The sequence below is a fragment of the Propionivibrio sp. genome, assembly GCF_049316945.1.
GTDB lineage: Bacteria > Pseudomonadota > Gammaproteobacteria > Burkholderiales > Rhodocyclaceae > Propionivibrio.
Genome location: NZ_JBMOJE010000166.1, coordinates 1 through 8225 on the forward strand (window position 1 = coordinate 1; position 8225 = coordinate 8225).

16 protein-coding genes are annotated in these 8225 nt (G+C 60.9%); all 16 read right to left on the bottom strand.

Annotated elements, in window-relative coordinates; translation table 11 throughout:
* Nucleotides 1–108: 108 nt before the first annotated feature.
* Complete coding sequence (locus tag ACOYNV_RS23555) at nucleotides 109–525, bottom strand: hypothetical protein (RefSeq protein WP_422902247.1); 417 nt, start codon at nucleotides 523–525, stop codon at nucleotides 109–111.
* Nucleotides 522–713: a DUF551 domain-containing protein gene (locus tag ACOYNV_RS23560; RefSeq protein WP_422902248.1), complete on the bottom strand. Its 192-nt coding sequence runs from the start codon at nucleotides 711–713 to the stop codon at nucleotides 522–524. Before ACOYNV_RS23560 ends, ACOYNV_RS23555 begins: the two co-directional genes overlap by 4 nt.
* A gap of 11 nt (nucleotides 714–724) precedes the next feature.
* A complete protein-coding gene (locus ACOYNV_RS23565; protein ID WP_422902249.1) occupies nucleotides 725–853 on the bottom strand; it encodes a hypothetical protein in 129 nt (42 codons plus the stop codon).
* Nucleotides 854–919: 66 nt separating this feature from the next.
* Nucleotides 920–1195, bottom strand: coding sequence for an HU family DNA-binding protein (locus ACOYNV_RS23570; RefSeq protein ID WP_422902250.1), 276 nt, complete (start codon nucleotides 1193–1195; stop codon nucleotides 920–922).
* Between the two features lie 56 nt (nucleotides 1196–1251).
* Entirely contained in the window at nucleotides 1252–1470 is a 219-nt protein-coding gene (locus tag ACOYNV_RS23575) for a hypothetical protein (RefSeq protein ID WP_422902251.1), read from the bottom strand.
* The gene (locus ACOYNV_RS23580; RefSeq protein ID WP_422902252.1) at nucleotides 1467–1721 is read right to left on the bottom strand and encodes a hypothetical protein; all 255 of its coding nucleotides are present in this window, start codon (nucleotides 1719–1721) and stop codon (nucleotides 1467–1469) included. The genes ACOYNV_RS23575 and ACOYNV_RS23580 overlap by 4 nt, the downstream gene beginning before the upstream one ends.
* Entirely contained in the window at nucleotides 1718–2245 is a 528-nt protein-coding gene (locus ACOYNV_RS23585) for a host-nuclease inhibitor Gam family protein (protein WP_422902253.1), read from the bottom strand. Before ACOYNV_RS23585 ends, ACOYNV_RS23580 begins: the two co-directional genes overlap by 4 nt.
* A 29-nt stretch (nucleotides 2246–2274) precedes the next feature.
* Nucleotides 2275–2754: a hypothetical protein gene (locus tag ACOYNV_RS23590; protein ID WP_422902254.1), complete on the bottom strand. Its 480-nt coding sequence runs from the start codon at nucleotides 2752–2754 to the stop codon at nucleotides 2275–2277.
* An 88-nt stretch (nucleotides 2755–2842) separates the two neighbouring features.
* Nucleotides 2843–3196 carry a hypothetical protein gene (locus ACOYNV_RS23595; protein WP_422902255.1) on the bottom strand — a complete coding sequence of 118 codons (354 nt, stop codon included), beginning with the start codon at nucleotides 3194–3196 and terminating at the stop codon, nucleotides 2843–2845.
* Nucleotides 3193–3486 (bottom strand): hypothetical protein, encoded by a 294-nt coding sequence (locus ACOYNV_RS23600; RefSeq protein WP_422902256.1) that lies wholly within the window; start codon nucleotides 3484–3486, stop codon nucleotides 3193–3195. Before ACOYNV_RS23600 ends, ACOYNV_RS23595 begins: the two co-directional genes overlap by 4 nt.
* Nucleotides 3483–3851 carry a hypothetical protein gene (locus tag ACOYNV_RS23605; RefSeq protein WP_422902257.1) on the bottom strand — a complete coding sequence of 123 codons (369 nt, stop codon included), beginning with the start codon at nucleotides 3849–3851 and terminating at the stop codon, nucleotides 3483–3485. Before ACOYNV_RS23605 ends, ACOYNV_RS23600 begins: the two co-directional genes overlap by 4 nt.
* Nucleotides 3848–4492 carry a hypothetical protein gene (locus ACOYNV_RS23610; RefSeq protein ID WP_422902258.1) on the bottom strand — a complete coding sequence of 215 codons (645 nt, stop codon included), beginning with the start codon at nucleotides 4490–4492 and terminating at the stop codon, nucleotides 3848–3850. Before ACOYNV_RS23610 ends, ACOYNV_RS23605 begins: the two co-directional genes overlap by 4 nt.
* Nucleotides 4482–4715, bottom strand: coding sequence for a hypothetical protein (locus ACOYNV_RS23615; RefSeq protein ID WP_422902259.1), 234 nt, complete (start codon nucleotides 4713–4715; stop codon nucleotides 4482–4484). The genes ACOYNV_RS23610 and ACOYNV_RS23615 overlap by 11 nt, the downstream gene beginning before the upstream one ends.
* Nucleotides 4705–5007, bottom strand: coding sequence for a hypothetical protein (locus tag ACOYNV_RS23620; protein ID WP_422902260.1), 303 nt, complete (start codon nucleotides 5005–5007; stop codon nucleotides 4705–4707). Before ACOYNV_RS23620 ends, ACOYNV_RS23615 begins: the two co-directional genes overlap by 11 nt.
* Nucleotides 5007–5771: an AAA family ATPase gene (locus ACOYNV_RS23625; protein WP_422902261.1), complete on the bottom strand. Its 765-nt coding sequence runs from the start codon at nucleotides 5769–5771 to the stop codon at nucleotides 5007–5009. The genes ACOYNV_RS23620 and ACOYNV_RS23625 overlap by 1 nt, the downstream gene beginning before the upstream one ends.
* 57 nt (nucleotides 5772–5828) lie before the next feature.
* The gene (locus ACOYNV_RS23630) at nucleotides 5829–8156 is read right to left on the bottom strand and encodes an integrase catalytic domain-containing protein (RefSeq protein ID WP_422902262.1); all 2328 of its coding nucleotides are present in this window, start codon (nucleotides 8154–8156) and stop codon (nucleotides 5829–5831) included.
* Nucleotides 8157–8225 lie beyond the last annotated feature (69 nt).

The following is an 8225-nucleotide window of genomic DNA, read 5'->3' on the forward strand; positions in this document are numbered from 1 at the left end:
GCGCCTCGATCAGATCGCGCCGGGTGGCTTCGTCCATGCCCAGCTCACGGCAGGCGGCATGGATAGCGCGGCACTTGGTGGCGAGGCGAGTCATTGGGTGCGAGGTTTTCATGCGCTTGCCTCGGCATCTTCTGCGAGTTGAACAGAATCGCAAACTCGGCATAGGTGATTGAGCGCAGTTTTCCCGCTGGGCCAGTCGGGGAGGTAGGTCACGAAGGTCTTTTGCGGGAAAAGTTTTTTTGCGTTACGGACGCCAAACGCTTTTATATGCTTCGCTGTTTGCGTCGATGAATACAAGTTTCTCGTCACTTTGCGGAGAAACTTATACTCCGGCAGAGGAACCTTACCGCATACCCAGACCCCTTTGAAGCTACCGTTCACGTAAGTCATGATCCGGAACCTTAGATCTCGCACTCGCGACACTTGGAGATCAACGATATAGCCGTCACAGAGCAGCCTTACGGAGTCCCAGGGATTCTGCAGTTTGGTGGCCAGTACGTCCTTTTGTTCCTTGCTTAGTTTCATGCGTTCGCTCCCGGTGGCTGAGGAAAGTCCATCCAGTGCGTTACCTTGGCCGATGCAATCAGATCGGCCGATACATAGCGCCAATCTCCTGCGTCCTGGTACCCGGTCCAGACTTCGCCGTCATCCATGGCGACCAGTACGGTCTGGTCGTCGTCGGGTAGCGCCTGATTGACATCAATCCATTCCATAGCGACCTCCGTTACTTGTTGAAGTATTTATTGAACGCGTGCCGCAGCCACAGCAGCGCAACGAAAGCTGCACCACCGACACCAAGCCCAGCGACTATTACGAACCTGACATCAGCCAGGAATTCATCAAACCCAAACATGGCGACCTCCGTTAAAACCATCGGACGATGCCCCGTCAAGAACGAGGCATCAGCCGAGGGTTTCGGCTAGCCGTTGACGGCATCCTTCAATGCCTTGGCGGCACGGAAGACGGGCACGGTGCGGGCAGCGATGGTGATCGCCTCGCCGGTTTTCGGGTTGCGGCCGGTGCGAGCGGCCTTGGCGTTGGCAACCAGCTTTCCGATACCCGGCAGCGTAGCTTCACCACCTTCGTGCAGCTCGACGCCGATCACATCGGCGGTGGTCTTGAGAACGTGCTCGACGGTCTTCTGGGTTTCGCCGGTAATGCTAGCGATGGTGGCGACAAGTTCGGCTTGGTTCATGGTTTCCCTTTCTGGGAGTGGTTGAAGCGGGTTGAGGTGGGTTAATACGGGTTTGCTCAGGATTGAAACCATTCACAGGTGGCGCCGGGCCGCGTGGAGAAATCGCGGCTCATGGCGGTGTTGTCGCCTGCCTCGCAGGTCAAGTTGCCGTTGAACTCGTCGACGTGGCGGCAGTTCGCGCAGCGGTCGGAGTCTGTGCGTCTGAAGTTGGACGACATCCAGCCCTGCTTGTGCCGCTGCTGTTCGGCGGGTGTTCCGTTTGGGCTGGAGATCATGAAAGACTCCATAAAAACCGGTCACAGCCAGCGGAGTGCCGCGTCGTGAATCCCCCAGAATCGCGGTGGCCACAGCGCAGCGACAAGCCGCAGCCGCCTTCACTGGTGGTGTATTCCTTGGTGTCGTGGTACTCGCAAATTGCGCAATTCTTTGCGGGGTCGGCGCCATCGGCCTTGCGTTCTTTGGCCGTCTTGAACCCCATCTTGAAGCGCGCCTGCTCGACCATGGTTCCGCAGGAGTTGGCTTTCATGCCGCCGCCAACTCAGCTTCAAACGGCGTCACCACGAAGTCCTCGCCCTGGCTGATGTTGATTCCAGCCACATGCGCCAGCGCCTCCGGCTCGTTGAGGATGGCCTCCTTGTTCACTTCCTCCTTCTCGCGGATGAAGCGGCCGAGGCCGAGTTTGCGCAGCAGGTGAAGCACAGCCTCCTGCCCGGTGACGCGCACCGACGGCGGACGCATGCGCCAGCAGATCTCCCCCGTGGTGAAGGCGGCCGTCTTGGTCTTGCCACCCTGGGTAATAGCGTCCCGGTTGGCTTCGCACCAGACATGGGCGCCAGTGGTCAGCGCCTCGATGCGCAGCCGGCGCGGTTCGGCGATCGTTTCGTAATCTTCCTTGATCGCGGCCAGTTCGTCGTTCATGTCGCAGGTGACGCGCGCCAGCTCGCGGTTGAGCACGCCCAATTCGCGGATGATGTCCGCCACCTGCTCGCGGTTCTGTGGGACAAAGACCAATGCGGCAGCGGTCTTGATGCGGGTTTTCTTGGTAGCCATGGTGACTCCTTGGGTTGATTGGTAAGGGGTTAGGATTTGGAGCCGCAATAGGCGCACAGACGATTCATGCAGTCCGACGACTTGAAGCTCTTTCCGCAACACAAACAATTACGGATGCTGGCAACGAAGCGTTGGTCGGCGCTGGCTCTCGGATTGGCTTTGGCCAGGGTGCGCAGGATGTGCAGGCGGGCATTAACCGAGTCATCACTGCGCCCCAGCTCCGTAGCGATCCAGCGGATTGAGCGGCCAATGCTGACGGCCTGTACGGCAGTCCTGTCTTCCTCTTCGCTCCAGCGTCGAAACTTGTTCGGCTTGGCCGGCTCTGTGCCGGGAGCGGGTTTGACCACTGCCGCTCCCGTCCTCGGAAAACGATTCCTGACCGAACAGCCGGAGCGCCCGATGAGTTCGCCGATTTTCGCGTTCGACACCCCGGCCATGATGGCGTTGCGCACCACGGCCTCTTCTTCCGGGGTCCACAACTTCTTGGTTGTTGCCATGGTGCGGCTCATGACGCGCTCCAATCCGAAACGGCCCAAGCCAAACGCCAGGTGTAGCGGTGGTGGAGCTTGTAGGCCAGCGCTTGGCGCAGGCGGTTGATCAGGCGCATGCGCTCACCTCTTCCCATCGAATCTCAACATGGTTGAACTCGTCGAAGCCTTGCCACGCCTCATACTTCAGCGCGCCTTCAAGATAGTGGCCCTTGCTATGCACGCGGCCGGAGAACAGCCCCCACACCTCGCGCTGCGCCGACACGAAAATAACCGGGTTGGACAACGTCGAGAACACGAAGCCTTGCACGCCGATGCCATTGGCGGAAAGCCACTCGCAGCACTTGGCGATGCGTCGCTGCGCATCCTCCAGGCTGATGCGCGGCTTCAGGTCAGCCGGGCGACGCATCCGGGCCGCACGCTCGCGCCCGAAGTTGTAGATCATGGCCGGGTTGGCGCTCATTTCTCCCCCTTCTGGCCGGGGAACTGGCGCGTTACGTCCGCCGCCTGGTAGAGGCCGAGGTTCATGGTGCCGTCCATGACTTCGGCCATGTCGTTCAACTCGCGGATGACGAACTCGGCACGGTCGATGAACTGCGACGGCAGCATGGTCTTCAGGTAGCCAATGGTGGCCGCGCAATCGGCGATCAGCTCGACAACCTTGGTGGCGTGGTCTTTGGCAACTTGCGAGGTGAACACTGGGGTGGTAACAGGGGCAATAGAAGGAACAAAAAAGGCAATGGGCTTGATCACTTGGTAGACTCCGTAACAGGTTTATTGGGGCAGGTTTGGCAGGTTCGGCGCTGGTCGATAGCGGACGGGTCCCAGGTGGGAACCGGGCCGGTATTTACCCGGCGGCAGTGTTCAGCCTCGACCTCCATGCCCAGGTACGGGCAGCGGCAGCGGTCGAAGCAGGCGACGATGGCCGCTTCCACGTTGGCAAAAGTCGCCAGATCGTTATTGAGGTAGCGCGAGAGGTTGGAGCGGCCAACCCGGAAGCCAGCGGCCTTGCACACGTCCGCCGCCGCCTGGATGCTGCCCTTGCTGACGCTGGCCGCTTGCGCCAGGGCCAGAACGGCCGGGGTGCGCGCATCGGCGTTAATCTCGTCGGTAATCACTCGATCACCTCGCCGACTTCCAGCGCATCCGCCGCTTCATCCGGCCCGCCACCCCATACGATCTGGTGAATGTTCGGGTCGTAAATCGACTTCAGGCGCGTAATCATTGGTGCGCGCGGCTTCATGCGATGCAGCGCAGCCACCGCCCACACCGTGGCCACGCCGCCGCAGCCCTTGCCCTTGCCGGGCGTCAAGGCTTGCAGATAGCCGGCCTTGCCCAGTGCCTGGCAGTAGTGCGAGGCAGTCGAAGGCTTGACCTGGGCGATCTCGGCCACCAGCCAGTGATTAAAGTTGTCGAGCGCCGTCATCACGCCCCACATCGCCTCGGTGCCGCGCCCTTGCGTGACCGGCGTACCGTCACGACGGACCCGTGGCGCTTCCACGCCGTTATCGCGCGCCAGCTCGAAGACGTTTTTAGCGAAGCGCACATCGTCAATATCGACGCGGCGAACATAACCGGCCGCATCAAGGCCTTTCAGGTACTCGCGCACCGGGCAGATATTGACCCGGCTTTCGAGTGACAAACTTCCAGCGTCGAAAAGATGGTCGCCGTTGTTGGCCAGGAAGCGAATCGCCTCCCACACGCGCTGGCGGCCGCTCTTGCCGCCGGAGAGTTCAAGGATGGCGGGCTTACGCGACATGGGGAAGCCTCCTTGCCTCTTTCGACAACGCCTTATGCAGCGCAACCGTTTCGGCATGCGTCAAGGCCAGCCGGGCCTTGATGCTGCGGGTGCTGGCAACGCGAATACATACCAGCTCATTGATTGAAAACTCGACGATCACCAGCCCCTCGGGCTTGCTGGCTGAAATTGTCGCCTCAATATGAAGCGCTTTTGTACAGGAGGCGGAAGGCTTACGACTCATCGGGCCACCTCTTTACAGACCGGGCGAGACTGTTAATGAGCCGCGTTCTTTTCAATACATCGCGAGCATCTCGCTCCGCGTGTATCTCCAGAAGTTTATGCCCAAGGTCGGCTAGGGTTTTATCGCTCATAGGAAGGAATTTACTGACTTCCCTGCCAGACTCGATCATCACCGCCACTACTCCTCCGCGCGACACTTCCATGCGGGAAAAATAAGGAACTCCTGCAAATCTTCCGCTCTGCTCAGCTATGTCCTTTGGGTTTATTGATGACTCAAATTTCCACGTAGTCATCACGCACCCCTCCTTTTAACATCCGCCTGCTGCAGCTTCCGATCACCCCACATCGCCGCGTCGCAACGCTCCCAGCCCATCGATAGCCCGGTGTTGTAGATCGTCGCCAGGTTGTTATTCACCCGCCGCACGCTGCCCTTGGCGATCTCCACCAGGTGCGCCAGCAGATCCTCGGCAAAGGGGAATTCCGGGTATTTGTGGCGCGCCAGTGTTTGCGCGTCTTCCAGGCCGATACCCGAGGCGTAGAAGGTTTCCAGCACGCGCCCGGAGAACTTCTCCCAGCCCGCCGCCAGCTTGCCCGGCAGCGCTTCTTCACCAATCAGGATGATGCTGGCCTTGCTCTTTTCGTAGATCGAGAAGACGCTCATCACCAGGTTCTTGTCGACCGCGAAATCAAACTCGTCGATAATCAGCACCCGGCGGCTTCCGGCCAGTTCAGCGCCGACCTTGTCCGCCAGTTCGGCGGTGGTTCCCTTTGGTGCCTTGTCCGGATCGCACAGCGACAGCGTCTTGCACAAATTAACCAGCAAGCCCTTCTTGGTTACGAAGTCGTCAAGCTGCAGGTAATAGGCGCGGTGCCGGCCCTTCGCCCAGGCTGCGGCCATGCTCTTGCCGTAGCCGGAATAGCCGCTGAAAACAACAATGCCAGGGTCGCCCGGTCCCCGGTTTTTAAGGCGGTCGATGGCATCTTCCATCATCCCGATATTGGCCAGCGGGGCGACTTGCCCGAGGCTGCTTTGCAGATGTACGACGTTCTCGTTCATAATTAACTCCCTGAGTGGTTTGGTTGCTGCTCTTGCACTACCTGCCGCCGCCCGCGTCTAACGGGTGGCGGTTTCCTTTTGGGCGTTGGCCAATGCCGCCTGCGCCCGATAAATCGATGATTTGGGGAAGCCGACCAGAAACCGGCGCTGCCAGGCTTCAGTCAACACTTCGACGTCGCCGCCATGCGCGGCCACCAGTTCCACATACTGCCCGTGCAACACGTAGCGCTCGGTCGGCGTCATGCCTTCTAGTGGGGTCGCATAGGCGCCAGCGGCCGGGTGCGCCAGCAGGTTGGTCGGCGCTTCGGCCATTGCCTGGCGCGCCCGTTCCGACAACGCGGCGGCTTGCGCCGAAACCTTCGGCCCGGCCAGCGCCTTGGCGGCTTTGGCGGCCTGCTCCAGCCCGTGGCTGGTGTGCTCGGTGGCGGTTTTGCCGAACTGCGCCTGTACCAGCTTCCCAGCAGCGGCAGCGCTTTCTTCCAGGTAGCGCTGTAGCACCGCGCCGGTATCCGGCACCCCGCGCGTTTCGGCCTTGAAGTTGGCGCGCGCCGTTTTCAGCCGCTCCTTCTGCATCACGTCGGCCTGCTTGGCGATCTCGATCCGGCTGGCGCCGGTGCGTGCCGGGTCCTGCGCCAGGCACAGGAAGTTCTTGCGGTAATAGACGACGATCACGCCCAGATCCGGCGTCTCGAAGAGTTCGAGCACGCTGCCCATTTCGATGCTGGCCAGCTCCGGCGCAATGAACCAGGTGTTGTCCAGGCGAATGCCCTTCTTCTGCAGCGTGGCCGTGCCGTTGCGGCTCGCCGGACGCGACAGAAGAATGTCCAGGCTGCGCTCGTCACGGATCGTGCGCCCTTCGCCGGTAAAGCTCGCGGCCTTGGCAAACGGGGTCATGTTCTCCAGACCGCCGTGCTCGCGCTGCTCATACACGCCGGCCAGCCAGGTGTTAATCTGCTTCTGCAGGGTTTCGCCGCTGCACGAGCCATCAACCACGTCGGCAAAATCAACCAGCTCGCCCTTCTTCGCCAGCCGTTCGGCAAACGATTGCCGCGCATTGATCGCCTTGCGGTCGGCCACGCTGTGCCCGGCAAAGTTGAGCAGCAGTTCCAATATGGAGTGGTTCATGGTGCGGTTGAAGCGCTCGACGTGCGGCTTCTCTTCCGGGCTGAACGGGTTGCGCACCAGGTGCGCAATCTCCAGCGCCTTCAATACCCGCTCGAAGTGCTCTGAGAGGTAGTCCGCGCCGTTGTCGGTCACGATCTCCTCCGGCACGCCCCAGGCCAGCAGCGCCAGGCGTAGCGCGGTGCAGTGCGTCTGCGTTTTCGGCGTCTTGGCCACCACCACAATCACCCGGCGGCTCCAGATATCAACGATCACGCTGACTGTATACCGGCGCTTCTTGCCGTCCTCATCGATCAGCAGCCAGTCGGCGGGCGTGGCGTCCATTTCCCAGCGCTGATTCAGCCGCGTTACGTCCGCCGAATAGCTGCCAAAGGCCAGCATCGACGAGTTCTTAAAGGCGTCCGGGTTGGTCAGTTGCAGGTAAAGGTCGTGGTTCTCTTCCTGCCAGGCGCGCTGAAAGCGCATCGTCTGGTGGTACGACGGCGCCGTGAAAAGCGCTTCGCCAGTAACGGCGCACAGGCTCGATGTGCCAAGTAACTTGCAAAGCTGTTCGGTGCGGATACCGGGGCGCTCCAGCATCATCTTCTTGGCGTAGGCGGCCAGCAGCGGCACCGCGTTGAACAGGCTCTTGCCCTTCTTGTCGCTGCCGTTGCGCCGATCCACCAGGGCTTCGTAATTACCACCTTCGTACTGGCTCACCCAGCGCTGCACCGAGCGCGGAGAAACAGCCGGGAAGGCATCACGCACGGCCTTGGAAACCGGGATTTCGGCCAGGTTGTAAGCCCCGGCAAACGGCACCCAGGAGTTCGATTTCTTCATCGGCGTCTGCTTGACGAACCAGAAGCGCCAGCCCTGCGCAATCTCGCAATGCGCCTTCAGCGACAAGGCTTCATGGTCGGACAAACCGCCGGCCAGCATGCGCAGTTGCGCTTCGCCACGTTCGGCGCGGGATTGCTCGGCCTGCGCCTCTTCTTCATCCAGCCGCGCCAGCGTCGCCAGACAATGCGACATCGCCTGATGCGCCGCGCTGGGGTTGGTGATGGCGTTCTTGAAGGCGGTGAAATCGACGACGGTTTTGGCGACGGAGGAAGGGAGGGTTGAGAGGGGGTAGCGGCGATTATTTCCGCCACGTCCGGCGATTGCGATGAACGGCCAGGCTTCTTTTTCGGCACGGCGTAGAACACTCGTTCTGTGCGCACCAAGCGCCTCGGCGATCTCGGCCAACGTCACGCTGGTGGCCGCTTCCGGTAACGGGGCTTTCATGCCGCCACTCCATATAAGAAGAGGGGTTTCGCCGTTCCATTAGAATGGTCAGGCAGGCGTCCAACTTGC

Excerpts from the sequence above, each read along its gene's own strand:
- ACOYNV_RS23555 (WP_422902247.1), bottom strand. The coding sequence starts at position 525 with ATGAAACTAAGCAAGGAACAAAAGGACGTACTGGCCACCAAACTGCAG.
- ACOYNV_RS23560 (WP_422902248.1), bottom strand. The coding sequence starts at position 713 with ATGGAATGGATTGATGTCAATCAGGCGCTACCCGACGACGACCAGACC.
- ACOYNV_RS23565 (WP_422902249.1), bottom strand. The coding sequence starts at position 853 with ATGTTTGGGTTTGATGAATTCCTGGCTGATGTCAGGTTCGTAATAGTC.
- ACOYNV_RS23570 (WP_422902250.1), bottom strand. The coding sequence starts at position 1,195 with ATGAACCAAGCCGAACTTGTCGCCACCATCGCTAGCATTACCGGCGAA.
- ACOYNV_RS23575 (WP_422902251.1), bottom strand. The coding sequence starts at position 1,470 with ATGATCTCCAGCCCAAACGGAACACCCGCCGAACAGCAGCGGCACAAG.
- ACOYNV_RS23580 (WP_422902252.1), bottom strand. The coding sequence starts at position 1,721 with ATGAAAGCCAACTCCTGCGGAACCATGGTCGAGCAGGCGCGCTTCAAG.
- ACOYNV_RS23585 (WP_422902253.1), bottom strand. The coding sequence starts at position 2,245 with ATGGCTACCAAGAAAACCCGCATCAAGACCGCTGCCGCATTGGTCTTT.
- ACOYNV_RS23590 (WP_422902254.1), bottom strand. The coding sequence starts at position 2,754 with ATGAGCCGCACCATGGCAACAACCAAGAAGTTGTGGACCCCGGAAGAA.
- ACOYNV_RS23595 (WP_422902255.1), bottom strand. The coding sequence starts at position 3,196 with ATGAGCGCCAACCCGGCCATGATCTACAACTTCGGGCGCGAGCGTGCG.
- ACOYNV_RS23610 (WP_422902258.1), bottom strand. The coding sequence starts at position 4,492 with ATGTCGCGTAAGCCCGCCATCCTTGAACTCTCCGGCGGCAAGAGCGGC.
- ACOYNV_RS23615 (WP_422902259.1), bottom strand. The coding sequence starts at position 4,715 with ATGAGTCGTAAGCCTTCCGCCTCCTGTACAAAAGCGCTTCATATTGAG.
- ACOYNV_RS23620 (WP_422902260.1), bottom strand. The coding sequence starts at position 5,007 with ATGACTACGTGGAAATTTGAGTCATCAATAAACCCAAAGGACATAGCT.
- ACOYNV_RS23625 (WP_422902261.1), bottom strand. The coding sequence starts at position 5,771 with ATGAACGAGAACGTCGTACATCTGCAAAGCAGCCTCGGGCAAGTCGCC.
- ACOYNV_RS23630 (WP_422902262.1), bottom strand. The coding sequence starts at position 8,156 with ATGAAAGCCCCGTTACCGGAAGCGGCCACCAGCGTGACGTTGGCCGAG.